The organism is Hymenobacter negativus, assembly GCF_017571495.1.
Classification (GTDB): Bacteria; Bacteroidota; Bacteroidia; order Cytophagales; family Hymenobacteraceae; genus Hymenobacter; species Hymenobacter negativus.
The window spans coordinates 253,920-278,850 of the sequence record NZ_JAGETZ010000002.1; the positions used below are offsets into that span (position 1 = coordinate 253,920).

A 24,931-nucleotide genomic window follows, 5' to 3' on the forward strand; every position below is an offset into this window, starting at 1 on the left:
TCAAAGGCTATTCGATGCTGCGAAAGCCATCGTCCTTTGAGCGGAAGCTGTTGCTCGAATGCTGAGCGCCGTGGTCGGTGCTGGCCGAGGCTCCGCCGTAGCTGCTGTCGCTCCGGCCACTGCCCGACTTAATGCCGGTGTTGCCAGCCGATGATTTAGCAGAACTGGCATCGGTGCCATAGCTGGCGCTGCTGCCGTAGCGGCTGCCGCCGTTGCCATAAGGTGCGCCGCTGTCGGAGCGGCCACTACCAGCTTCCGGGCGGCGGCTGGTAGAGGCGTCGGGGGCTTGGTAGCCGTAGCTGCGGCGACCGTAGCTGCCAGCGTCGCGCTGGCGGCCATAGTTATAGGGGCTGCTTTCTGATGAAGAGGAAGAAGACTTGCCTTTACGGGTAGCCAGCCAGCCAATACCAGCGGCCAGGATAGCACCACCTACTACTTTCTGAGTAGTACTGAGGCCATTCACTTTATCGAGGGCACGGTTGCCGAGGTCTTTGATGCTCTGAGGCAGTTGGTTTACACTGTTAAGAACGCCGGAATCCTCAATCCACTGCTTGCCGCTGTTCAGCGCGGTGTCGAGCAGGGTGCCTTCCTGGCTGTTGGTGTTGCTTTCCGGCTGGCCTCCGGCAGTAGCCTGGTCAGCTTGGCTGTTGGCTTGGGCGTCGGTAGCACCAGAGGCTTGCTGCGCACCGCGGGCACTAGTCCCCTTGCGCGATGTCGCACCCGAAACAGTTGCATCATTGCCCAGGCCGGTGCTGCCCGTGTTAGTACCGGCATTTTGTACGCGAATGTCGTCGCCAGGCATTGGCCCGGGCTGGTTTTGCGGATTGTCCATGATTATGAGTGGGAAAGGGAGTGGAAAGAACGAATGTCTGCGCCGGCAGCAGTGCGCCGGAAGCGTGGGGATTATTCGTAATCAGCTTCCGGGAAGTTGCGATTTGCCTACTTTATTTTGGGCTTTGGCGGGCTGAGGTGCTCCGGCGTTGGGCTGTGCGTGGCGCGGCAAGGGGCGTAGGATGTGGTTGGGGTCGGCTAGCACCACACGGCGGGCTTCTTCGCGAGCTTCTACCTCATACTTATTGGCATAGTAACCCACGCGGGCCGACTCGATGAGGTACTTCCAAAGGAAGGGGAGAAGACCATGCTCTTTATACTGGCGTAGGTGCACGGCTTCGTGGGCTACCCATTCGGCATCAGCCAGGAATTCTTCGCGGGTGGCGCCGCTCAGGTGCACGGTTTGCCCCACTACCATGGCCACGCGCTGGGCTTTGAGCACACGGCGGGCGATGAATGCTAAAGGGGAGTTGGTCCAGGTTTGGAGCTTTTGCATGCGAGCAAGATATGGAAATATTTGGGCGGCGCTATTACGAAGCAAAATTCAGCATGGTTGCAAGTCATAAAGATAATATTTTACGATAAAATATGGTTTATATAATAAAATTTGCTTTTTTTTAAGAAAAAGTGTGGAGGTTATGGAAAGTTTAACCTAGCTTTACCCAGCGACCCATTCTATGACCAATAGAAATTATCGGGTACAGCTTTATTTTCTCACCTTTTTCACTCGGCTCTTACCAGCCTTGCCTATCGCCTAAGAAAGCTACTATCCCGGCGCTTCCTTGCCTTTAAGGAATCCGGATTTTTGCCCCTAACCCTCTAACGACGGACAATGAAAAACAGCCTCCTGTATTGCCTCGCCGCTGGTTCGCTAGCTCTCTCCTTCTTCTTTGAACGCGCCCCCGATGCTTCGGCAACGGCCCGTGCCACCTCGGCACCGGTCGTAGCCGAAGCATCGCTGCTTCCGGCCCTGACGACAGGAGAACCTGCTACCGAACTGCTCGCGGCTGGCGACCCACCCGCTGGCAAGCCCACTCCCGCCGCCCTGGCCGCCTCGCGCGACTCGCTCACGTACCACTACTACGCCCAGACCCTGGGCCTGCACCTTGCCTTCAACGAGAACAAGGACCTGCTGCGCACAGTAACCGATTGGATTGGAGCTCCTTATAGCTACGGCAGCAACTCGCGTCGCGGCACCGACTGCTCAGGCTTCGTGACCCGCGTGTTCCGGGAAGTGTATGGCATCAACCTGATACACTCCTCTCGCGCTATGTTTACGAATACCAAACGCGTGGCCAAAAGTGAGATGCAAACCGGCGACCTGGTGTTTTTCCGCCGGGGCAAGGGCCCGATTTATCACGTGGGCATTTACCTGAAAGATGGCAAGTTCGCCCACTCAGCTACCAATGGTGGCGTGATGGTGAGCTCACTCAACCAGCCTTACTACCACCACAACTTCTATGCTGCTGGCCGCGTGCCCGCCGCTGCCGAAGCCGATGCGAACGCCGTTGAGCAAGCACTGGTCGCGGCGGCTGAATAATCATTCCGAGTAAGAAAAATCAGGCGAAACGCCCGGCCCCATGGCCGGGCGTTTTTTTGTTCCATTCGCCTTGCAGATGATGCCACTGGCTGGGTATTCATGGGTTATTCATTAGCAGATATAAAAATTGAATTAAACTTGAAAATAGTTTGGCAGTCTATGCTAAACTGCTGGGTCAGAAGATGAAATTAACTGGCTGACAGGAGGTTTTACTTGCTGCTTTTGGTTCTATTCTTACGCGCCTGCTCATGAATCGTAGACATTTCCTCCAGCGAAACGCAGCCGTTTTAAGCGCGTCGTCTATCGCAGTGGCCCAACCAGATGCGCCAACCGCAACCCAGGCCCAACAGGACCCTCCTGAGGTAATCAGCCGCTATGCCAATACCAAGCTACCCACTGGCTTGGCCCGCACCACTACCACCCTGGCGCCCTACACTGGCACCTGGGGCTACGCGCAGGCCGCGCACCTGTTGCGCCGCAGCCTGTTTGGGCCCACCCGTAGCGAGATTCTGACGGCGGCTGGCTCCACCCTGACGTCGGTGCTCAACGGGCTGCTCACGGCCCCAGCCACTGCCCCCGACCCACCCCTGAATGTATCGGCCACCGATACCAGCGTGCCCATCGGCACCACTTGGACGGCGCAGGTATTTGACCAAAGCTTTGAGGGCGTGCGCCGGGCATCGTTGCGGGACTGGTGGTTGGGCCTGTTATTGAACCAGAACACCACGCTGGTGGAAAAAATGACGCTGTTCTGGCACAACCACTTTGTGGTTGAGTTCGGCGATATTAATGATGCCCGGATGGGCTACGAGTACGTGCGCCTGCTGCGCCAACACGCCTTGGGTAACTTCCGGCAGCTGACCAAGGATGTGACTGTGACACCGGCCATTCTGCGCTATCTCAATGGCAACCAGAGCACGGGTGGGGCCCCCAACGAGAACTACGGCCGCGAGCTGCTGGAACTCTTCACGGTGGGCAAAGGGCCCCTTATTGGTACCGGCAACTATACCAACTACACCGAAGCCGATGTGCAGGCCGCTGCCAAAGTCCTCACCGGCTGGCGCGACCTGAGTACGCCGCCCGTGGGCAGCTACTTTACTGCCAGCCGCCACGATACAACGACCAAGGTATTTTCGTCGGCCTTCGGCGGGGCCAGTATTACGTCGGCAGGTGCTACGGAATATCAAAACCTCATCAACCTAATTTTCCAGCAGGGAGAGACAGCGCGTTTCATTGTGCGCAAGCTCTATCGCTGGTTTGTGTACTACCTGATTGATGCACAGGTGGAAACAGATATCATTCAGCCGCTGGCCACGCTGCTCATTCAGAACAACTACGACATTGCGCCGGTGCTGCGAACCTTGCTGAGCTCCGAGCATTTCTTTGATACCCTCAACGTGGGCTGCTTGATTAAGAGCCCGTTGGATTTCACGGTGGGTATGTTGCGGCAGATGCAGGTAGTGTTTCCGACCAGCGGCAACCTGACGGCCCAGTACGTGATGTGGGACTACATCAATGGCCTGGCCAACGTGCAGCAGCAAACCCTGGGCGACCCGCCCAATGTGGCCGGCTGGGCCGCCTATTACCAGACGCCGCAGTTCCATGAGCTCTGGATAAATGCCGTGACACTGCCGCGCCGCAATCAGGTAACGGACCTGTTCATCAGCACAGGATACACGCGCAGCGGCGTCAAAATCGTGATTGATGTGCTGGCGCTGGCGCAGTCCTTGCCCGCCGCCACAGCTTCGGATTGCAACCTGCTCATCGACGAGTTTGTGCGATTGATGTTGCCAATCAGCCTGACGGCTAATCAGGTTGACTTCCTGAAAAATACCCTGCTGCCTGGACTGCCCGATTTTGAGTGGACTGTGGAGTGGCAGCAGTACCTGGCCGCACCCACCAATACGGCCAAAAAAGCGGCCGTCACCACCAAGCTGCAGGCCATGCTGCGCGCGCTGATGGGACTGGCGGAGTATCATCTTTCTTAAGCCGTTAGACCGCGCAATATATTCATTCGTCAATTCAAGCTGCTGGCTACTAGCTAACAGCGAATAGCCAGCAGCTTAAATATGAAACGTCGCGAATTTCTACAAACCACGGCTGCGGCCTCCGTTGGTACTGCCTTTTTGAGTGGGCTGCCCATTGGTGCCTACGGATACTCGCCCCAGTTGGCGGCGCTCACCAATGCCGCCACGCAATCGGATAAGGTACTGGTCATTATTCAGCTGCAAGGCGGCAATGATGGCCTGAACATGATAATTCCGCTGGACCAGTACCCGGCCCTGATGGCAGCGCGCGGCAACATTGCCTTGCCCCAAAACCAAGTGTTGAGCCTGACTACTAACACCGGTATTCACCCGGCCATGGCCTCGCTTCACAACCTGTTTCAGAACGGCAAACTAGGGGTGGTGCAGAGCGTGGGCTACCCCAACCCCAACTTCTCGCACTTCCGGGCCACCGATATCTGGACCTCGGGCTCGGCTTCTAATGTGACCTGGACTACCGGCTGGGCGGGCCGCTACCTCGACGGCGAATACGCTGGCTACCCCACCGGCTACCCCAATACCCAGAACCCCGACCCGTTGGCCATCAGTATTGGTTCGGTAGTGAGCAACTGCGCGCAGGGGCCCAGCGTGAACATGGGCATGGCCATTGCCAGCACTACGTCGTTCTACCAGCTGCTGAGCGGTGGGGTGGATGTGGCCCCAAACACGCCGGCCGGCCATGAGCTGACGTTTATCCGGCAGGTGGTGAGCCAGACGCAGGTGTACACCACGGCTATTCAGGCAGCGGCTGGGCGGGCCCAGAACCTATCCCCGCTCTACCCCACGGCCGGCCAGAACTCGTTGGCCGACCAGCTTAAGATAGTGGCCCAACTCGTAGCCGGGGGCTTGCAAACACGCATTTACGTGTGCCAGCTCGGGGGCTTCGATACGCACACGCTGCAGGTGCCTGCCACGGGCAGCACCACTAGTGGCACCCACGCCACGCTGCTGGGCAAGATTGCCGAGGCAGTAAGTGCCTTTCAGGACGACCTGCAGCGGCACAACGTGCAGGACCGGGTAGTGGGCATGACCTTCTCGGAGTTTGGCCGGCGCATCAGGGCCAATTCGGGCTACGGCACGGACCACGGCTCGGCTGCCCCGCTGCTGGTGTTCGGCTCGCGGGTGAACCCCATGGTGCACGGCCCCAACCCCACGCTGCCCGCCAACGCCGGCGTGAACGACAACGTGGCCATGCAGTTCGACTTTCGCAGCATCTATACCAGCATCCTGAAAGACCTGTTCCAGGTGACGCCGGCCACGCTCACGCAGCTGTTTGGGCAGAGCTTCCCCTACGTGCCGGTGTTGCGTCCGGGCACCGGCACAGCCACCAATACAGCGGCCGAGGTGGCAAGTTTTACGGTGTACCCCAACCCGGTGGCGCGCGATGGCCGCACCGTCGTGGCTTACGAGAGCGCCGGTGGACACGTCCAAATAGTGCTGCTCGACGCGTTGGGGCGCGAAGTACGCCGCGCCGTGGACCAGGTGCTGGCCGCCGGCCCACAGTTCCTGCCGGTAGACCTGAGCGGCTTGGCCGCCGGGGCTTATTACTGCCAAGTGCGCGAGGCCAAGCGCTCAGGTTCGCGCATTGTGGTGGTAGAGTAAGCAGGTTAACTATCAGGAAATAAGCGGTAGTCGGTTCTGCTAACTGCCTAATAGCTGGCGAGCTAGGTGGTCGGTTATTTTGTGTTTATATCGAAAAAAGGCAGCCCGGTTGCACCCTTTTGCGTACAGGCTTTTCGAGGCGGCTGCCTCTTCCTCATTCACCTCCTCGTTTCAATACCATTGCTCTATGGAAGCGCAAATCGAACAACAACTCGAAAAAATTCTGCCCGAAGACCTTGCCCGCACGTTTGAAAGTGCCTACCACGTTTTCCAGGGCGACCACGACCGTATTGATGACCTGCTGAAAAACGGCGGCGTGCTACTCCGCAAAGCGGCCCAGCGGTTCACCCCAACCCAGATGGTGCTCGGCATTGCGGCTATTGCTGCCGTGGCAGTGGTGCTCATCAACCGTGCCACCGACGATGACCACGAAGGTGAAGCCCACGATGTGAGCGACCGTAAAGACAAAAAATAGCGCGATGCAGCTATGAAAAAGGCGGCTTCCTCCAAGGAAGCCGCCTTTTTGCATTTTTATCGATGCACAATCACTGACAGGTACCGCAGTTGTTAGCGGATTTCAACTACCACTGGTACGGCCAGCCGCACCGCTACCGGCTGGCCCCGATGCTGGCCCGGCGTGAAGCGAGGCAGGCGCAGGGCGGCGGCCAGCACCGCCTCGTCCATCTCGCTGCTGATGCTTTGCAGCATGACGGGCCGCGTGACGCGACCATCGGGCTCTACTACGAAGCTGACCTGGCCCGTGCCGTTGGTAGTGCGCTCTGGGTAAATTATAAGCTCCTGTAGGGCCGATTGCAGGCTGTTGACACTGGTACGGCCGGGCAGCTCCGGCATTTGCTCGACCTGGCTGTATACTTGGTTTTCGGGCACTGGTGCGGCGATACCGGCGGGCGGCGGAGGCGGGCTAAACCACACATTCACGGCCTGGGACACGGCCACGGGCTGGTCATCGTAGCCTTGAGCAGGTTGCCAGCGGGGAAAGCCGCGCACGAGGCGAAGGGCCTCATCGTCGCAGCTGGGACAGAGGGAGTTGAGGACTTCGGTGGCCCCGATGCGGCCGTCGGCTTTCAGGACGTAGCGAACCGTGACGCGGCCTTTCAGGTCGCGCAGTCGTACTTCTTCGGGTGTCACTTTGTTCTTTTGCAGGTACTGCTCCAGTGCCGCATCACCACCCGGAAACTGGGCTTGCCGAGCGACTTCGGTGGTGGCATACACGTGACGCGGCGACAGAAACATGACCGGCACGGTGAGCAGCACCGCCACCGGCTGGCCCTGATAGAGGGCCGGACGTAGGCGTGGCATCTTTTTCACGGCGGCCAGGGCTGCCGCATCGCAAGCTGGGCTGAGACTTTGAACAATAGCCGCTTGCCGGGCCACACCGCTCACCCCAACTACCACACGCACAAATACGCGGCCTTCGGTGCGGCCCTCGCGCACATCGATGGGCAGCTTCAACTGCTGCTGCACAGCCTTCACCAGCGCCAGGTTGCCACCGCCGTTTGGCAGGGCAGGCATCTGGTCTACGTAGTTAAAAATCTGGGTGGTGTCGGTGGCATATTGGCCGTAGCGCTGGGCTGTGGCAGGCGCGGCAATGCCAAGCAGGAGCAAAAGCAGCACCGATACCCGTTTTTTAAAGAAGCAATGACGGCTATCAGGCTGCCTGAGCGGAACGAAACGAGTGTCCATATCGCAAAGCTAGGTCAGGCGCGATTTTTCCAAAAACCGAGGATTTATATAAGCTGTGCGGCTGTATACGGCACCACATCTTGACGAGCTGGCCGGATACCACAACGGTGAATGTAAAGCTAGGTTCGTCAGCGCTTTGCAGGAAGCCGCCCAAACAGCACTGGAACGGTAAAGCTCACCGATGCCGGCAGGCCATTCAACTTACCCCCGACAAACCGTGGAAGTTGCCGCACGGCTGCCAGAGCGGCGGCGTCGCAGTTGGCGTTCAGGCTTCTGACGATTTTGACATCGCGCATGACACCGCTGGGCCCAACGGTGAAACCAACGAATACCTTACGAGGCAGAGTGTCATTGGCAACTTCAGGCGGCATGATGACGGCCCGCTGAACAGCCTGGAAAATGGCGGGATTGCCGCCTCCATTTGGAAGGCGTGGCATTTCATCCACCAGCGGGTAGACCCGGCGCAGGGTGTCCAGCATCTCGCCTCTGGTGCGGCCGGAATCATCACGGTGGAACGTGATGGATATGGTGATGGCCACGTCTACTGGTTTCCCCAACTGGGTGCCCGGGGTAAAACGGGGTAATAGCCCGACAGCCCGCAGTAGCTCCTCATCGCAGCCCCCACCAATGCCTCTGACGATTCTGGCGTTGCGGGCGTATCCCTTCTTGTCCACAATAAAATTGACCATGACAATGCCATCAATGCCCTGGCGGATTGCATACTCGGGGTATCGTAGCTCTTTGTATATGGCGTCAATAATAGCGCGCTTACCACTTTTGCCGGCTAACTGAGGCATGTGCTCAACTTCGGTGTATACTCTATCAAAAGTATTCGTAGCTAGATTGATAGAGTCGTTATTTGCTGGTGAAATTTCTTTCTGAGCAAAGGCACGGCCCGGGGATAGCAGGGCAGTGAAAAGCAACGCTTGACGAAAAAGGCAAGCTGTCTTAAATGGCGGGTAAGTGTGCATGGAAAGGAAAGCAGACGTTCAGAAGATGGTCAGTAGCCTTCGGATAAAACGAGGGAAAGGGGGTTATTTCCCTTGCAGTGTCCAGGCGGTGGCGGCCCGGGTATTTGGTTCCTGTGCGGTGCGTAGAAACACCAGTTCGTCGAGCTGGCCCACGCGCCAGGTTTCCAGCATGTCGTTGTAGTAGCGCGAGCCGGGGTTGCCGCTCTGGCCGCCGGGGTACACGCCGTAGGCGCGCACCTGTGGGCCCAGGGCTACCACCATGCGCCAGCTGGGGCCCGTGCGCTCGGTGGTAGCGTTCACGATACCCGCGCCGCCGCCGCAGTCCACGTCCATCACCCCAAAGCCGGGGAGCTTGAGCAGGTGCAGGACATCGGTGCCTTTCTGGCTGGCCCAGCGCCATTTGGCACTTTGGGCGCCGAACTTACGGGTGAGGCTGTCCACGGCCCAGCTCAGGCTTTGGCGGGCCAGCAGGGGCAGGGTTTCTTTGGTGGCGCGGGTGCGGCGGTCGTCAATCCAGCGGCTGCTGTCTTCCTTCAGAATCAGGTTATTGGTGCGGTCGCGGGCGGGATAGCGGTAGGCTAGGCCCTTGGGGTCGGTGGGGAAGTCGTCGTCCCAAAGGCGCTTCACCAAGTTGTCGTACCACAATTCAAACAGGCTCGGGCCGATAGCATCGGCGGTGTACTGGTAGTTCCAGGTGCGTAGGGCAGCCAGGGCCCGGCCCTCGGGCGAAGCGGGCGGCAGCTTGCCAGCTAGGGACAGCAGGCGCGGCAGCATCAGTTGGGCGTTCATCCCGAAGTTGTCGTTCTGGAGTTGGCGCAGGCTGTCGGCCGTCACGCGGGGCATCTGCTCCAGACGCTGGTTGATGCGCCGGCCACGCTCCGACGAGCCGTAGTCCCAGTTCAGGTAATACGGGTAGTCCTCGGGCCGCACCGACGATTGGTTGGCCGAGGACACGAAGCCCCGCGCTGGGTTCTTCACGTGCGGGTTCTGCGCGGCCGGAATCCAACCCTGCCATTCCTGCGCTGGGTCGCGGCCATCGAGCAGGTATTTGCCCTGCTCACGCCATTTCAGGGGAAAGTGGCCATTGGGCCACAGCGCAATATCCTGCGCCGCATCGGCAAAAATGAAGTTCTGAGCCGGTGCACCGTAGCTGGCCAAGGCGGCCGTGTAGTCGGTGTAGGTGCGGGCGCGGTTGAGGCGGTAGAAGGTCAGGAATTCGTTGGCTGCGTCGTGGGCCGTCCAGCGGGCGGCGTAGCCGATGGGCGTTTGGGGCAGGAAGGGCCTCTGTGGCCGCTCATACACCACCGGACCGTGGTGGGTGTAGAGCACGGTATCGAGCCGGTCGGTTTTCCCGCGCACCTTGATGTGCTCCACCACGCGGCGCACCGGCTTCCACTGACCATTATATAGGTACTCGCGTCGCGTGGCATCCCGAAACTGAATCTGGTACCAATCCAGCACGTCGGCGTAGGTGTTGGTCACGCCCCAGGCCACCTGCTCGTTGAAGCCGATAATGGCCAGCGGCGTGCCAGGAATGCTCACTCCATACACGTTCACACCTGGCGCGGACAACTGCACTTGGTACCAGATGCTGGGCAGATTGAGCTGCAAGTGCGGGTCGTTGGCGAGGAGCGGGAAACCAGTTTCCGACCGGGCCCCGCTCACCGCGAAGTTGTTTGACCCCAACTCGCGGTCAGGTTCCTGGTTGGGTGTGTAGGGGGCTTCGGCCGCCGCGAAAGCCTGCGGTACGGGTGGTACGGCCAGGGGCTTGAAATCGAGCGGCGTACCAGCTGGCACCACCGGCGACTCCCGGGTGGGGTAGTCCGGAAACAGGTCACGCATCACTGCCGGGCCGTACTTGCGCAAAGCGTTGCTCATGCGCAGGTCGTCGGAGCGTCCCGTCAGGTCGAAAGCCATGTACTTCAGAATGAGGGCGCTTTTCAAAGGCTCCCAAGGCTCCGGTGCGTAGTCCAGTAGCTTGTATTCAAATGGATAAGTCGCGGGCGTGAGGCTGTTGATATAAGCATTGATGCCATCGGAATACGCCCGCACCACGGCACCACTCACCGGGTCGGCCAGGGCCGCTTCGGTCGATTTTTGCGCCCCAAAACCCAGCCCCATGCGTCGGAAAAAACGGTCGGTTTCCAGCCGCTCCGGCCCTGCAATTTCGGCCAGGCGTCCGGCTGCTACGTGCGCCACAAAATCCATCTGCCAGAGCCGGTCACGAGCCGTGAGGTAGCCCTGAGCCAGGTACAAGTCGTGGTCGTTTTGGGCGAAGACGTGCGGTACCCGGCGGTCGTCGTAGCGTACCGTTACGGGCGCCAGTAGGCCGGGCAGGGCCAATGTCTGGTGGGCAGGAAAATCTTCGGGCCGCTCTCCGTTCTGCCAAAAGCCCCGGTAGGGGCTCAGCAGCTTGCCAAATGGTGGCACGGTGCCGTGCGGTACATTCAGTGCCCAGACAAGGGTGCAGGTAGCGGCCAGGGCCAGTAGCGCTTTAAGCATGGTAGTTGTCAGTTGCTAGTCGTCCGTTGTCAGGACTTCTGGCATAAGAAAAGGCCAATTAACGACAATATCGTCAATTGGCCTTTTAGAATAAATACGTTATCAGCACACAAGCTTTGAAACCGCCTGGCAACTGATAATTGAGAACCAACAACTATAATAACGTCATCGAAGGGCGACTTCGCGTACCAGCCCGCCGATGCCCCACACCAGCAACTGCTGGCGCACAGCTTCGGCCTCGGGGCGCTCACCGAACTGGCCCACAAGCACGCGGCTGCGCTGGCGGCCATCCACTAAATCCTGGGAGATATTCACCTGAATTTCGGGTAGCAGCGACTTAATGCGGGCCTGCACTGAGGTAGCGTTAGCGGCATCAATAAATGAGCCTGCCTGGATGAAGAAGCCCGATGGGCAGTTTACCGATTCGACGGCGGTGATTACTTCTGCCTTGGTGGCGGTGGAAGCGGCGAGAAGCGTGGCCGTTGCAGCTACCCGCGCCGTTGAGTCGGCCGGGCTAATTGACGGTTCCGGCGCTACCGAGTAAGTTGTGAAAGCAGCTGCGGGGTTGGGGTCGGCGGCGTAGAGGGTGGCGAAGTTTTCGGGAGTAGTAGCGGGGCCCAGGGGGGCATCGTCGGCTACTACTTCGGCAATGACCGTAGCGGCACCGCAGTCAACCACGCCTAGCGGACGGGCAGCGGCTTCTGATAAATCGAGGATGCGCTGGTGGCGAAATGGGCCGCGGTCGGAAACACGCACCACGACTGATTTTCCATTCTTCACATTCGTTACCCGCAGTCGGGTGCCAAAAGGCAGCGTTTTGTGGGCGCAGGTATACTTGAAGCGGTTATAACGCTCACCGCTGCTGGTGCGCCGGCCCTGAAAGTAACTGCCATACCAGGAGGCCCGGCCCCGCAGCACAGTGGTAGCTGAGCTAGGGGCAGGTGCTGCGGTGGAAGTGCCAGGAGCAGTGCGCGCCGAGGCATCCATAAAAGTCAGCAAAAAGAAGAAGCAACTGGAAAGGACGAGTACTATGGAGCGGCGAAATAAAATCATGCGATTTGCAGATGGTGAGCAAAACAAACATAGGCTCATTCATCCAAGCAATGCTAAATTTTAACGAGCGCTGCTAATTGGATTAGGTAAAAAATTGTCCAAAACAAAGAAAACTTGCATTTAATTAATCTTCATGTTGGCTGGAAAAGCAGCCGTAGCGTTGCCTCAAACTATATTTTGCCGAAATCAGTCCAATCCATTGCGCAGACACCGAAATTAGATTATGCGACGGGTATAAAATTTCGGCATTGGCTCGCCAGCCGTCTTTGAAACCTGGTTGCATAAGTCCCGTTTTTTTCGTAAAGGCCTAGCCAGCAATTCGGCCGCTGGCTGCGGAGCTGTCTGCTGCCACTTCATGTTCCTGCACGGGCGCGGGAATAGCGCAAGACTAGGCTGCGGCCGAAGCCCGAATGCAGGGTTATCAGAGCCGTATTGCAGCTGAAAGAGCCTATACTTGCGGCTTATTCTCCCTTTTTCTTGAACAACTATTGATGAACGCAGCACTTACTAGGAACCAGTTCTTTGTGAAAGAGCATCTGGGCATTTTCAAAGCCGCTAATAACTACGACGTTCTGGACCTTGAATCCCGGCAAATTCTATTAGAATGCCGGGAGCCCAATTTGGGTTTCTTCACCAAAATACTGCGTTTTACTAAGTATAAAGGCCATACACCGTTCAATGTGGAGGTGAAAGATGGCGTGGGCCAAAATGTCCTCCGCCTGAAAAGAGGCGTGTCCATTTTTCGCTCCACGGTGCAAGTATTCGATGGCAATGAGCACTTGGTGGGGAAGTTTCGTCAAAAAGTATTCAGCATTGGGGGCAAGCTGGACGTGCTGGACACCAACGACCAGGTTATTTGTACGGTGGAAGGCAAGTGGTCAAACTTTGACTACAAGTTTCTGCGCGGCGGTCAGCAGATTGCCTTACTCACCAAGCAATGGATGGGGCTGGGCAAGGAGCTTTTTACGTCGGCCGATAACTACGTTATCAACATTGAGCCCACAGTGAGTGCCACGGACACCATCCGCATCATGATTGTAGCAGCGGCCATTGGCATCGACATGGTATACGCCGAATAGCGCGCCAGCAGCGCGGAGAGTACCTTTGCCCCATGGATTTTGGCCGCCTGCCCGACCTGCGTTACGTTGATTTCGGCCTGCCGACCGACCACCCCGAAACGGCTCGTGTGCTGGCCCGTGCCCGCCCCACGCAGCCGGCATCGGCGCGGCTCTACATCGGCTGCCCCATCTGGACGAACAAAGAATGGCTGGGTACGTACTTCCCGGCGGGCATCAAGGAGCCGGATTACCTGCGGTATTACGCCCAGCAGTTCAATAGCATTGAACTGAATACGACCCACTACCGCATTCCTGATGCTGCCACGGTGCGGCGTTGGCGCGAAGCCGTGGGACCAGAATCCGGCTTCAAGTTCTGTCCGAAGCTGCCGCGTAGCATCAGCCATGAGCGGGAGCTGTTTCAGGCCGATGACCTGGTGGTGACCACGGCGCGGGCCTTCGAAGCGCTGGGAGAAAACCTGGGCTGGGCGTTTTTGCAGTTGCCGCCCCACTTTGGTCCCGAACACCTGCCGCGCCTGGAGCGCTTTCTGCTCGACTTTCCCGAAACCGTGCCGCTGGCTGTGGAACTGCGCCATCCTCGCTGGTTTTCGGACCACGGCCTGGCTGATGCGGTGTTTGCCACTTTTGAAGCTCTCAACAAAACCCTGGTGCTAACCGATGTGGCCGGCCGGCGCGACGTGCTGCACATGCGCCTGACCACGTCCACGGCTTTTATCCGCTTCAACGGCCACGGCCTGCACAGCACTGATTACCAGCGCGCCGATGCCTGGGCCGAGCGTATGGCCGCCTGGGTAGCCCAGGGTATTCACGAAATCTACTTCTTCATTCACCAAAAGGACGTGCGCCACGCGCCGCTGCTCACGCAGTATCTACTGAATAAGGTGAAAGTGCTGACGGGGATTGATGTGCCGCCACCAGCTATTATTCCGCAGCCGGTACAGGGAAGTTTGTTTGGCTAGACCGAGTACCGCGAAATGGAATTTCGCGGTACTCGGTCTACGAGGCGTGGACTTGCAGCAGAGGGCCTAGCACTTGCCACACGTTTTCAGCCAAGATTTTCTGGCCCGCCGCGTTGGGGTGCACACCGTCGGCGAGGTTGAGCTCGCGGTGGCCCAGCACTCCTTGCAACAGGAAGGGAACGAATGGCAGGCTATTTTTTTCTGCTAAAGTGCGAAACAAGGCCTTGAACTCGGTGGCGTAATGGGCCAGGCGGTGGCCGCCGAGAGGGCCAAGGTCGAAGGGAAACTCCAGGCCCGCCAGCACAATTTGGGCTTGTGGGTACTGCCGCCGCACAGCATCAATAATGAATTGCAGGTTCTGGGTGGTTTCGCGGACGGGAATACCACGGATACCATCATTAGCGCCCAGCGCCAGTACGAATACATCGACCGAATGCCGGGCTAGCACAGCGGCGAGGCGTTGGCGGCCCCCAGCGCTGGTTTCGCCGCTCACGCCATAATTATAGGCTTTGTAGGAAAGTTGCTGCTCGTCGAGACGCTGTTGGAGAAGCGTAGGAAAGCTGGCCGCCGCGGGCAAGCCATGGCCAGCCGTGAGGCTGTCGCCGAAAAAGATGATGGTTCTCATAGTGTGCTGATTTAACAGCACAAAGGGCTTTTTCGTGCCCGCACTAGAGGAAGATAGTAACCAGAAAACTTCATGTCGGGTGGAGCCGACGCATAATGTTTTCTGGCTGTTACTACCTAATCGACCACTTCCAAGATGGTGCGAAACGACACGTACTTGCCGGCGAAGTGCTTTTCCATGTCGGCGCGCAAGGCCGGGGCGCAAACAGTTTGATAGTCTTCCAGTTGCTCCAGGCCGATGCAGTAGTATTGAGCGGCGTAGGTAATGCCATTGTCCTCCTCATTGAGCAAGCGCAGGAGCTGGCTTTTGATGAAGAAGCCGGTTTCCATCACCTCGGGCATGTGGGTCGAGCGCATATAGTCCAGCCATTCGTCGGCGATGGCCGGCTCAATGCTGCTGGTAACGTTGTAGAGAATCATGTAGTTAGTCGTCAGTTAGTATTGCTGGTTGTTAGTGCGGGCCTGGGTAAAAGCAGACGAGCTTAAGCCGCCTGACAAGTAACAACGAGCAACTAACAACTGGAAAAATCACACGCGCATGGCGTCGAATTGAAAGTCGGTGATACGGGCCTGAATGTCTTTGGGGGAAAGCTTTTCGGCGGCGGCGGCCTGGGCAAGGGCTGGCAGCTCGGCGTCGCCGGCCAGGCGCAGGCTTAGGATTTGGCTGAGGCTGAGCTGTTTTTCGAGCGGCGCGAAACGCTGGCCGCTTACTTCAAAATAGCGCTGGCGCACTTCGAGCCGGCAGATGCGGTCCTGCAGTTGCAGGGCATAGTGCTGGCGTAGCATCACGAGCACACCCAGGCCAATGACGGCCAGCGCCGCTACCGTGAACCAGAGCCGGGCAGTCTGGTCGTCATCGCCGGCTACTTTGGTGTAGCGGGTGATGGCATAGCCGGCCATGAGAAAGGCCAGCGGCAGTAGCACAAAGTGGTGCCACGGGTAGTACATGGTGGTGTTTTTGGTAGGCGTAGCCATAAGCAAGAGCGGGATTGGGGGTGAAAGTAGGGCTCGGTGGGAAAAGGAGCGCAATAAAAAACTCCGGCTGGAGCCGGAGTTTTCTGTAGACAGACGGAAGAAGCTGGCCGTTACTTCATTTCCTTGGCGCGCTTTTTCTCGGCTTTGGCCATGTCGCGGGCGGCACGTTCCTGCTTTTTGGCTTCGCTAGCGTCGTGGCGTTGCGCTTTTAGCTGGGCCTTCTGGGTTTTTTCGGCTTCGTGCTGCTCTTTTAGCTGCCGCTTGAGGTCTTTTTCCTGGCTCGCGGTTTCTTTCAGCTGGCTGCGACTGTCGCGTACTGCCTGGTCGTTGTTGTTGGATTGCTGCTTTTGAGCTTCGTAGGTGGCTTTGGCATCGGTGGCGCGTTGCGCCTGCTGTTCGGGGGTGAGGGGAGCTGGGTCGGGGGTAGCGGTTTGGGCGTGGGCCGAGAAGGCCGTAGCCGCGAGAATGGCCACAAGGCCAAAGAATTTTTTCATGGGAGTGGGTTGGGCAACCCGTTAGGTTTGAGCTGTTTTACGCTAGGGGCCAGAGCAAAGTTTTTATTAATCAGTTTTTTGCTTTAACCACGGCCGTACTAACTGCCTTATTCTTCCACGTAGTCCAGGTCTTTGCCGTAGCTCTCGGGCAGGGTACGCACGGCCCAGAAGGCCACCAGGAGGGAGAGCCCACCTAGCACTGCAGCGCCTGGTACAATGCCGCCCAACGCCCCGCTCAGGTATTTGAAGGCCGGCACCAAGCCCACCACGGCACCCCGCGCGAAGTTGGGAGCCGTGGTGGCCACGGTGGCCCGCAGGTTGGTTCCGAATTGCTCGGCGGCTACCGTCACGAACAGGGCCCAGAATCCCACCGACACGCCCAGCACGAAGCACACGGTGTAGAAGGCCGTGGGCGAAGCATCCTTCACGCCGAATAAATAGGTGCCCACCAACACCGCACAAAACACGAGAAACACTTGCAGGGCCTTATTGCGAGAGTGCCAAATCTGGCTGAGCGCCCCGCTGAAAAAGTCGCCGAACACCAGCCCGAAGTAGCACCAGAATACGGCCAGCCCGGCCGTGACCTCGCCCGTGAGGCCCAGCGCCCGGCCAAACTCGGGCGCCAGTGTGACCAGGATGCCCACCACGAACCACAACGGCACCCCAATCAGCAAAATGCGCAGATATTTACTTAAGCGGGCGGCGTTGGTGAACAGGCTGAGGAAATTGCCCCGGGCCACGTCGGACTGGGCCTGCTGCTGGAACATCCCCGACTCGAACACGCTCACGCGCAATAGCAGCAGCGCGAGGCCCAGCCCGCCGCCCACGAAATAAGCATTGCGCCAGCCGAAGCGGTTGCCTACCCAGTAGCCCAACAGGGCCCCGCTCACGCCAATGGTAGCCACTATCATGGTGCCGTAGCCGCGCTTTTCCTTGGGCAGGCTTTCACTCACGAGGGTGATGCCGGCCCCTAACTCGCCGGCCAGTCCGATGCCGGCAATAAGCCGCAGCCAGGCGTATTGGTCGATGGTGGTGACGAAGCCGTTGGCGATGTTGGCCAGCGAATACAGCAGAATAGAGCCGAAGAGTACCGAGAGCCGGCCCTTCTTATCGCCGAGTACGCCCCACAGGATGCCGCCGAGTAGCATACCTCCCATCTGCATGTTTATCAGGAACAGGCCTCGGTCGGTGACGGCTTTGGCGTCGGTAATGCCCAACTCGTTGAGGCTGGCAACGCGCACGATGCTGAAGAGAATCAGGTCGTAGATGTCGACGAAATAGCCTAGCGCCGCCACGATAACGGCGGCGGTGAAGACGGTGGTTTTGGGTGGGAGGGAGGCTGGCATTAGCAAGAGGCGTGAAATATGCCCGAAAGATGGGCGCTAGCCATGGATTTGCCGCGCTATCCGGCAGATGTCCTACTGACGCTTGAAGATATTCTCCTTCACTCCGCCGATATCCTACTTCTCATAGAAGATATCCTGCTTGTGGGAACAGACAGATTACTGGATATAAAAGATATCCTACTTCCTGCCGCAGATATCCTGTTGGTGGCCAACGAAGTCCTACTGGTAGTGGAAGAAATCCTACTTCCTGTAAAAGATACTGTGCCGGCAGCCAAAGAATCATGATATACAGGCGAAGGAACCTGCCTCGCCCAGCTCTTATATGGCCCTGACCTCAGCCAGTCAATGATGAACGGGAGCCGCCTCCGCTACGGAGTGCTCGGTTTCGTGGCAGCCGCTGTGGCAGCCGCCGGGCATGGGGCCATCCTCGACCTGCACGGTGCTGTGGTGGATGTGGAATTCGGTTTCCAAGCCTTTGGTAAGAGTGGCGAGCCACTGGGCATCGGCCCCACCGGGGCGCACGAGGTGGGCCATGAGGGCGGCGTCGTGGCCGGAGCTACTGAGGCTCCAGATGTGGAGGTCGTGCACGGACTGCACTTGTGGCTGCTGCAACAGGTAGTTACGCACGGCTTCGGGGTCGATGCCGTCGGGCACGGCTTGCAGGCCCAGGCGCAGGCTGTCGCGCAGCAGCCCCCAGGAGCTATAGGCAATGATGCCCAAGATGATAAAGCTGATGGCGGGGTCGAGCCAGGTCCAGCCGGTGTACATAACCAAGCCACCGCCCAGCACCACGCCCACACTCACCAGCGCGTCCGTCAGCATGTGCAGGTAGGCGCCGCGTACGTTTACGTCGGACTTCTGCCCGCTACGAAACAGCAAGGCCGTGACACCATTGACGAGGATGCCGATTCCGGCCAATATCATCACCCAGCGGCCGTTCACCGGCTCGGGGTGACGCAGGTGGTCGATGGTTTCCCAGAGGATGAAGCCCAGCGCGGCGTAGAGCAAAGCGGTGTTGAGCAGCGCGGCCTGGATGGTGGCCCCGCGGTAGCCGAAGGTGTAGCGCCGCGTGGCCGGGCGGCCCGCTAGCCAAGCCGCGCCCCAGGCCAGGGCCAGGCTCAGCACATCGCTCAGGTTGTGGCCGGCATCGGAGAGCAGGGCGCTGGAATGGGCCCAGAAGCCGCCGATAGTTTCGGCAATAACGAAGGCCAGGTTGAGGCCGATGCCGATGGCGAAGGCGGCGCTGAACGCGCCGCCGGCGGGCGGCGCGGCGTGCTGATGGCCGGCGTGGGAGTGGTCGTGGGGCATGAGGGAAAGCGGTTGGCGCTATACGAAGAACGTAAACGGCTGGGCTTTCGGTGCGGTTGGGCGCGTGCTCGGGTAGTAGGTTCAGGGTTTTATTACTGAACCTTAATCATGATGCGTTTGCGCAAGGGCAACGTTTCAACTACTCCTCGGAAATTTTGACGTTGCACCAGTTGCACATCCACTTGAATCAGGTCGCAATATTTAAGTCCTATGAAATCACTGGGGCTCTTTATAGTAGTTGTAGGCCTAATTAGAACATCATTACGCAAGAAACTAACCTGATATTGTGACACCCGATAGTGAGCATCATTGGGCATAAATGAAGAAAACTCAGCAGAAGGAACTGCCCTTAAAAATAACTGACGATACCATTCCTCGCCAGGTCTGAGGTCGGAGGGCATAGCACCCCCATAACTTCCTTCTACTTTGGGTAGCGGCGGTGTAATGGCTATGAACTGATGCTTGAATACCAATGCTCGCCCCCGGTACGCCCAAAGCGTAACGGTCGTTGCTGTTGGAGCGATGAGCAGCCGGTGGGTCTTGGCATCGAGCCGCACCGTGGCCCCGGTAGCCGTGAAGCGGATGGGAAGCTGCCCTTTGCGCGGCTGGGGTGGGGCAATGAGTGGATTCTCGCAGTTGAGGAACAGGCGAATGGAATCGGGCTCGACATCCCAGCGGACTTCGTGATAAGACCAATCCGGCTCCCATCCTCGCACCATTTCTTTGGCGACGGTATCGGGGCCATGTACCCAGCGCTCCTGCATTGTGTACGTGAGCCGCCACGGCCCCAGCAGCCGGCCTTGCGCCTGCGAGCGCGGTACGGGTAACAGGCTCAGCAGCCACAGGGCCGAGAGGAGAAGGCGGGCTTGCATGGAATGGCAGAGCGGATGACGCTTAAAAGTAAAGCGGGAAACGTTGCCGCAGATGCCTTGGTATGTGGGCAGTAGCGCAAACTTTCAGTTCGCGTCCTGGAACGAAAGTCGTTGGAATGGCGCGGGGACGCGAACTGAAAGTTCGCGCTACTTCCGCTCCAGCACCTCGTCAATCAGACCATAAGCCTGGGCTTCGTCGGCGCGCATCCAGTAGTCGCGGTCGGAGTCGTCGTGGATTTGCTGGTAGGTTTTGCCAGTGCGCTCGGCGTAGATGCCGTAGAGCTCCTGGCGCAGCTTCACTACTTCGCGGGCCGTGATTTCGATGTCGGCCGAGGGGCCCTGCACGCCGCCGCTGGGCTGGTGAATCATGACGCGGGCGTGGGGCAGGGCCGAGCGTTTGCCGATGGCGCCGCCGCACAGGAGAAAGGCCCCCATACTAGCGGCTAGGCCGGTGCAGATGGTGGCCACATCGGGCTGCACGTACTGCATGGTGTCGTACATACCAAAGCCGGCGTACACCGAGCCGCCCGGCGAGTTAATGTAAAGCAGAATGTCCTTCCGCGCATCGGCCGATTCCAGGAACAGCAGCTGGGCGTTGATGATGTTGGCAATGTGGTCGTCGACGGCCTGGCCCAGGAAGATGATGCGGTCCATGATGAGGCGCGAAAACACGTCGATTTCACGGAAGTTCTGCGGCCGTTCCTCGATGACGGAGCGGGTCATGTTGTGGATGTAAGGCCGGACCTGGCCTTCGACTTGGGCCATGTATTGGTCGACGCGCAGGCCATTGAGGCCCTGGCCGTGTACGGCAAATTTGCGGAATTCGGTTTGGTTGAGCATGGGGTTTATTGGGGTTATAAAAGGCATGACGGGGCCAGCCGTGCTGAAAAAGCACGGGATTGGTGGCCCGTAGTGAGATAATGTGAATTGGGGCAAACGGCGGACCCTCACCCCCGGTCCCTCTGCCTAGAAGAGAGGAGCCTTATGAAAAAGAAGGTAATTACATGGCCCAGGCACGGCGCAGCCAGCCCCGCCAGCCACCATATAGCTGCGCGTGAATCTGCCGGAGTTCCTGCCGCAGCTGCTGGCGGCCAGCTTGGCGCAGGCCCTGGTACAGCTGGCGTTGGGCTTCCGCATCAACGGCCAGCTCACCATCCAGCAGCAGGCGTAGGTTCCAGTCCTCGGCTGGGAGGGCGGCGGGAGTGTTGAGCAACTGCTGCTCAATTAGGCGCAGGCGTTCGAGCTCGGGGCGCATGGCTTACAATTCGATGGTTTCAGCCTTGAAAGCCCGGCGCACCGAGTCACGCAGCCGTTCCAGACACTTGAATTTCTGTACCGTGGCCGAACGCACGGAGCGGTAACCGTTGGTAGCGGCAATCTGGGTGAGCGGCTGCTGAAAGTAGTAGAAGGCCAGTAACATGCTCTTGCACTTCTCGCCCAGGCGCTCTACGTAGTCGAGCACGGCAAAGGTGGATTCTTCGGGCGCTTCGGCAACCAGTGGCTCCAAGTCATCAGGCAGGGCCTCGTATGACAGGCGGGCGCGGCGGCGCTGCTCGTGGTGCCACAGGTTGCGGCCGATGCCCATCAGATAGGTGCGGGGCGCGGCGGTGAGCGTAAGGGTGCCGCCTATGGCTTGCTCATAGAGGATGACCAGCGCATCCTGAAAAATGTCCTGAGCATCCTGCTCCGAACCACCGTGGCGGCCGATGTATCGGCTTACTGCCGGGAAGGCCTGGTGGTAGAGCCGGGTCAGGGCCTGCTCGCGGTTGGTGAGCAGGGCGTGGCGGAGAGTCGCCGAGGCCGGCGGCGTTTTCGGAAGGCGAGGAGAAGCAGTCATCGGAGCAGCCATGTACTAATTAATCCATTTCCGGCCCAACTATCACCCTTCGTCTGTAAAAAAAGTCGCCCACGCTTCTGGCTAGAAGCGCGGGCGACTAAAAGCTGCCGCAACTGTCTTTTATTACTTAAATGCCAGCGGCACCACCAGCTTCACGCTCACGTTCCGCCCTTGGTTAAACACGCCGGTGCGGCCATTCGAGGAGTTGAAATCGGCGTATTTCAGGCGGCTCAGGTGGCTTTGGTATCCGACGTCGAACAGGTTGTTGGCCGTGATGAAGAGTGAGAATAAGGTTCGGCCCTGCGCATCGGCCAAATCGGTCCCGATGCCCGCGTTAATCAGCGTGTAGCCCGGCGTGGCCGTCTCCGTATCGAAGGCGGAGAAGTAGCGGTTCTGGTCGAAGGTGTGTTCCAGCTGCACGCGGGCGTAGGGGTTGGTGATGCGCTTGCCCTGGCGGCGGAAGTTGGCCCGCAACTCCGACTGCAGCCGGTCGCCGGGGATGAAGGGCAGGTAGCGTTCGGCTTCGGCCACGTTCAGCTGCCGGGCGCGCACCATCGAGAACGAATTTTCGAAGTGCAGCCAGTCGAGTGGGTGGGGGTGTAGGTCAAGGCTGACTTCACCACCCAGCAGGCGGGCCTGGCCCTGCTCGTACTTATAGGCGCTGGTGTTGTCGCCGCGCAGCGAGTCAGCCCCGCTGGCCGTGAGCAGGCGGCGCGTAAAGATGTAGTTGTCAATGCTGTTCTCAAAGGCGTCGACGCTGAAGCGGACGTGGTCGGTCACGTAGCTCACGCCAGCATCGAGTTGCAGGCTGGTTTCGGCCAGCAGGTTGTCGTTGCCGATTTCGTAGCGAATAGTGCCCTCGTGCTCGCCATTCGAGCCCAGCTCGGCAATGTTCGGAGCTCGGAAGCCGCGCGAGAGGTTGGCCTTCACCGTCAGCTTCTCGTTCAGGTTATATGCCCCGCCCACGCTGCCGCTGTAGTTGCGAAAGGTGCTGATGAAACCCGGAAACTTGAGTTCCGCTTCGGGGTTGCTGGTGGGCTGCTCGTTCTCGTTGAGCAGCAGCTTATCAGCCGAAATCTGCCGCACGTCGTAGCGCAGCCCACCGCTGATATCCAGTGCGCCAATGGTTTTCTTGGCTACCGCAAACACGCCAGCTTCGTTCAGCTTGTAGGCCGGAATCAGGAATTCCACGCCCAGGTTGCGGTTTTGTTGGTGCAAGCCGCTGGTGCCCAGGGTTAGGTTCCAGCCGTTGTGCTCAGCCAGGAAGTAGCGCAGAGCGTAGTCCACGGTGCGCAGCTGGAAGTAGAGCGAGGTTTCGGCGGGGTCGAGCACATTGCCGTATTCGCGGCGCAGGTTCTGCTGGTAGTTCACCTGCAGGCCCAGCCGGGCCCCGTTCGAGCCCAGAATGAAGCTATTGTCGACGCCCAGGCGCAGGTGGTTAATCTGCTGCTGGGGCACGGCCAGGCCGTAGCCGCGCAAGTCGCCGTCGGTCACGGGTACGCTCAGGGTCGAGTCGCCGCTGGCCACGTCTTTCAGAAAGCGGCCGGTTTGCGGGTCGCGGGCGCCCTCGGTCAGCCCCAGACGCTGGTTGAAGGTGCTGAAAGTCAGGTGGGAGTAGCCCCAGCTTTTGTTCAAGCCCACGTAGCCGTTGGCATCCCACTCATTAAAGCCCGAGTTGTACACCCGGCGGTCGTAGCGGTTCTGGTAGTTGCCGGCCACCTTGCGGGTGCCCCGTGCCAGCCAGTTGAAGCCGTTGAGGTTGCCTGCATTCTGGAAGGAGTAGCCCTGCTGGTGGTTGTTGGTCTGATAGCTGGCCGTAGCCAGGCCCGTAATGTGGCCTTCGGCAATGGGTTCGGGCGCCAGAAAGTTGATGACGCCTGCCATGGCATCGGAGCCGTAAAGTAGCGAGCCAGGACCTTTGATAATCTCGGCGCGGTCCACGCTAAACTCATCAATCTCAATGCCGTGCTCGTCGCCCCATTGCTGGCCTTCCTGTTTGGCTCCGTTGTTTAACGTAATGACGCGGTTATAGCCCAACCCGCGCACCACAGGCTTGCTAATGGCCGCGCCGGTCGTAATCTGGCTCACGCCCGGCGTGTGGGCGATGGCGTCCACAATGTTGGTCGATGAGGTCTGGTTCAGCCGTGTGCGGTCAATCACGGTGGTGGGGATGGGCGAGCGGCGCAGCTGCGTGGCCTGGGATACCCCTGTCACCACCACCTGCCCAATCTCGGTGGCGGCCACCGTCAGCTTGAACTCCAGTGGCTGGCCGCTACCGGTGTCCACGGTCTGCGTCACGGTGTTGTAGCCCAGCGAGCGCACCTGCACTGTAAACCGCCCCCGCGGGAGGCTGCTGAAGCTAAAGCTGCCATCGGCCCCGGCTGCCGCGCCCTGCTTTAGGTCGGTGAAGAGAATGTTGGCCCCCGGCAATGCTTCGCCGGTGGCGGCATCGGTCACGCGGCCCGTGAAGGGTGGGGCGGCTGCCCGGCTGCGAGCGGCAGCTGGGGCCGGAATGCCCGCATTCTGCAGGCCCTGGGCAGTAGCAACGGTAAGTGAACCGCTAATTAAGCCCAACACAGTGAGCGAAGTAGAAGGGGCTTTTAGTGAGAAACCAGACTTCGAGAAGAAAGCAAACATGAAACAAAAGGGAGGGCCGCCCGCAGGCGGCATAAGCGCAAGCCGGCCCCCAGACCGCGGCGCAGTCGGGGCAGGGCGTAGCTTAAATTACGAAAAGCCGGGGTGCCGCTTAGGCGGTGGGCGGCCCGCGCAGTTGAGCCGGTTCCCGCGCAATCCAGGGCGCGGTGGCCACGGTGGGCACGGGCATGGTAGCAAAGCACGGCCGCGCCACCGGCACCGGCACCACCACGGGGGCACTTGCCACAAACGGCACGTTGTAGAAGTCCTCTACCTGGCAGTGCTTATGCTCTTTACTCACCAAGGCTTTGCCCTTGTGCCGGAAGGCGGGGGCCTGGGCCGGCTCTTCGGTGGTGTGTTCGTGGCTGTGCAAGGCCAGCACCCACGCCTCGGGCAGCAGCGTCCGCACGAGGCAGAGCAGCAGGACGAGGGCAATATGGGAGCGCAGGGCGGACACGGGTGCAAAGATGGGGCACAGCAATTAAAAGCTGCGCCGCAGAATAAAATTCCGGATTCCGGCGTTGAACGAAATCTGGGCGGTTGAGTTTTATCGTAGCG

Annotated in this window: 25 protein-coding genes; 7 read left to right on the forward strand and 18 right to left on the reverse strand. The window is 59.2% G+C overall.

Translation table 11 applies throughout. The annotated features are described in order from the left end of the window. Positions 1-7: 7 nt before the first annotated feature. On the reverse strand, positions 8-832 hold the full coding sequence (locus tag J4E00_RS05265; RefSeq protein ID WP_208173977.1) for a hypothetical protein: 825 nt from the start codon (positions 830-832) through the stop codon (positions 8-10). An 81-nt stretch (positions 833-913) separates the two neighbouring features. Next, complete coding sequence (locus J4E00_RS05270) at positions 914-1,327, reverse strand: hypothetical protein (RefSeq protein ID WP_208173978.1); 414 nt, start codon at positions 1,325-1,327, stop codon at positions 914-916. A 336-nt stretch (positions 1,328-1,663) separates the two neighbouring features. Between J4E00_RS05270 and J4E00_RS05275 the strand changes: the two genes are divergently transcribed. The 4 genes from J4E00_RS05275 (at position 1,664) to J4E00_RS05290 (ending at position 6,493) form a co-directional block, all read left to right on the forward strand. Beyond that, positions 1,664-2,371: a C40 family peptidase gene (locus J4E00_RS05275; RefSeq protein ID WP_208173979.1), complete on the forward strand. Its 708-nt coding sequence runs from the start codon at positions 1,664-1,666 to the stop codon at positions 2,369-2,371. A gap of 248 nt (positions 2,372-2,619) precedes the next feature. Further along, positions 2,620-4,359, forward strand: a complete 1,740-nt coding sequence (locus J4E00_RS05280; RefSeq protein WP_208173980.1) for a DUF1800 family protein — start codon at positions 2,620-2,622, stop codon at positions 4,357-4,359. An 81-nt stretch (positions 4,360-4,440) separates the two neighbouring features. Next, positions 4,441-6,018: a DUF1501 domain-containing protein gene (locus J4E00_RS05285; RefSeq protein ID WP_208173981.1), complete on the forward strand. Its 1,578-nt coding sequence runs from the start codon at positions 4,441-4,443 to the stop codon at positions 6,016-6,018. 187 nt (positions 6,019-6,205) lie between these two features. Next, positions 6,206-6,493 carry a hypothetical protein gene (locus tag J4E00_RS05290; protein ID WP_208173982.1) on the forward strand — a complete coding sequence of 96 codons (288 nt, stop codon included), beginning with the start codon at positions 6,206-6,208 and terminating at the stop codon, positions 6,491-6,493. Positions 6,494-6,585: 92 nt separating this feature from the next. Here J4E00_RS05290 and J4E00_RS05295 read toward each other — a convergent pair whose 3' ends face one another. From J4E00_RS05295 to J4E00_RS05310, 4 genes are all read right to left on the reverse strand, one after another. Next, positions 6,586-7,722 (reverse strand): energy transducer TonB, encoded by a 1,137-nt coding sequence (locus tag J4E00_RS05295; RefSeq protein WP_208173983.1) that lies wholly within the window; start codon positions 7,720-7,722, stop codon positions 6,586-6,588. 128 nt (positions 7,723-7,850) lie between these two features. Further along, the gene (locus J4E00_RS05300) at positions 7,851-8,693 is read right to left on the reverse strand and encodes a TonB family protein (protein ID WP_208173984.1); all 843 of its coding nucleotides are present in this window, start codon (positions 8,691-8,693) and stop codon (positions 7,851-7,853) included. A 63-nt stretch (positions 8,694-8,756) separates the two neighbouring features. Then, complete coding sequence (locus tag J4E00_RS05305; protein ID WP_208173985.1) at positions 8,757-11,195, reverse strand: penicillin acylase family protein; 2,439 nt, start codon at positions 11,193-11,195, stop codon at positions 8,757-8,759. 165 nt (positions 11,196-11,360) lie between these two features. Then, on the reverse strand, positions 11,361-12,248 hold the full coding sequence (locus J4E00_RS05310) for a septal ring lytic transglycosylase RlpA family protein (protein ID WP_208173986.1): 888 nt from the start codon (positions 12,246-12,248) through the stop codon (positions 11,361-11,363). A 524-nt stretch (positions 12,249-12,772) separates the two neighbouring features. On the opposite strand from J4E00_RS05310, the gene J4E00_RS05315 reads away from it, so the two are divergent. After that, complete coding sequence (locus J4E00_RS05315) at positions 12,773-13,327, forward strand: phospholipid scramblase-related protein (RefSeq protein WP_317196594.1); 555 nt, start codon at positions 12,773-12,775, stop codon at positions 13,325-13,327. A gap of 32 nt (positions 13,328-13,359) precedes the next feature. Then, on the forward strand, positions 13,360-14,283 hold the full coding sequence (locus tag J4E00_RS05320) for a DUF72 domain-containing protein (RefSeq protein ID WP_208173999.1): 924 nt from the start codon (positions 13,360-13,362) through the stop codon (positions 14,281-14,283). Between the two features lie 37 nt (positions 14,284-14,320). Here the strand turns inward: J4E00_RS05320 and J4E00_RS05325 are convergent, their stop codons facing one another. The 5 genes from J4E00_RS05325 to J4E00_RS05345 all read right to left on the reverse strand — a co-directional run bounded on the left by J4E00_RS05325 (position 14,321) and on the right by J4E00_RS05345 (position 17,722). Further along, positions 14,321-14,908: an arylesterase gene (locus J4E00_RS05325; protein ID WP_208174001.1), complete on the reverse strand. Its 588-nt coding sequence runs from the start codon at positions 14,906-14,908 to the stop codon at positions 14,321-14,323. Between the two features lie 116 nt (positions 14,909-15,024). Continuing rightward, positions 15,025-15,327 carry a DUF4286 family protein gene (locus J4E00_RS05330; protein WP_208174003.1) on the reverse strand — a complete coding sequence of 101 codons (303 nt, stop codon included), beginning with the start codon at positions 15,325-15,327 and terminating at the stop codon, positions 15,025-15,027. 108 nt (positions 15,328-15,435) lie between these two features. Then, complete coding sequence (locus J4E00_RS05335) at positions 15,436-15,882, reverse strand: DUF6526 family protein (RefSeq protein WP_208174005.1); 447 nt, start codon at positions 15,880-15,882, stop codon at positions 15,436-15,438. A gap of 110 nt (positions 15,883-15,992) precedes the next feature. After that, entirely contained in the window at positions 15,993-16,376 is a 384-nt protein-coding gene (locus J4E00_RS05340) for a hypothetical protein (RefSeq protein WP_208174007.1), read from the reverse strand. A gap of 107 nt (positions 16,377-16,483) precedes the next feature. Then, complete coding sequence (locus J4E00_RS05345) at positions 16,484-17,722, reverse strand: MFS transporter (protein WP_208174009.1); 1,239 nt, start codon at positions 17,720-17,722, stop codon at positions 16,484-16,486. Between the two features lie 42 nt (positions 17,723-17,764). Between J4E00_RS05345 and J4E00_RS05350 the strand changes: the two genes are divergently transcribed. Then, complete coding sequence (locus J4E00_RS05350; RefSeq protein WP_208174011.1) at positions 17,765-18,007, forward strand: hypothetical protein; 243 nt, start codon at positions 17,765-17,767, stop codon at positions 18,005-18,007. 57 nt (positions 18,008-18,064) lie between these two features. Here J4E00_RS05350 and J4E00_RS05355 read toward each other — a convergent pair whose 3' ends face one another. The 7 genes from J4E00_RS05355 to J4E00_RS05385 all read right to left on the reverse strand — a co-directional run bounded on the left by J4E00_RS05355 (position 18,065) and on the right by J4E00_RS05385 (position 24,830). After that, positions 18,065-19,030 carry a cation diffusion facilitator family transporter gene (locus J4E00_RS05355; protein ID WP_208174013.1) on the reverse strand — a complete coding sequence of 322 codons (966 nt, stop codon included), beginning with the start codon at positions 19,028-19,030 and terminating at the stop codon, positions 18,065-18,067. 92 nt (positions 19,031-19,122) lie between these two features. Next, complete coding sequence (locus J4E00_RS05360; protein WP_208174014.1) at positions 19,123-19,902, reverse strand: hypothetical protein; 780 nt, start codon at positions 19,900-19,902, stop codon at positions 19,123-19,125. 147 nt (positions 19,903-20,049) lie between these two features. Continuing rightward, positions 20,050-20,742 (reverse strand): ClpP family protease, encoded by a 693-nt coding sequence (locus tag J4E00_RS05365; protein WP_208174016.1) that lies wholly within the window; start codon positions 20,740-20,742, stop codon positions 20,050-20,052. Positions 20,743-20,902: 160 nt separating this feature from the next. Further along, positions 20,903-21,157, reverse strand: coding sequence for a hypothetical protein (locus J4E00_RS05370; protein ID WP_208174017.1), 255 nt, complete (start codon positions 21,155-21,157; stop codon positions 20,903-20,905). Positions 21,158-21,160: 3 nt separating this feature from the next. Continuing rightward, positions 21,161-21,739 carry an RNA polymerase sigma factor gene (locus tag J4E00_RS05375; RefSeq protein WP_208174018.1) on the reverse strand — a complete coding sequence of 193 codons (579 nt, stop codon included), beginning with the start codon at positions 21,737-21,739 and terminating at the stop codon, positions 21,161-21,163. Positions 21,740-21,862: 123 nt separating this feature from the next. Further along, positions 21,863-24,376, reverse strand: coding sequence for a TonB-dependent receptor (locus J4E00_RS05380; RefSeq protein WP_208174020.1), 2,514 nt, complete (start codon positions 24,374-24,376; stop codon positions 21,863-21,865). Positions 24,377-24,485: 109 nt separating this feature from the next. Beyond that, positions 24,486-24,830 (reverse strand): hypothetical protein, encoded by a 345-nt coding sequence (locus J4E00_RS05385; protein ID WP_208174022.1) that lies wholly within the window; start codon positions 24,828-24,830, stop codon positions 24,486-24,488. Between the last annotated feature and the right edge of the window lie 101 nt (positions 24,831-24,931).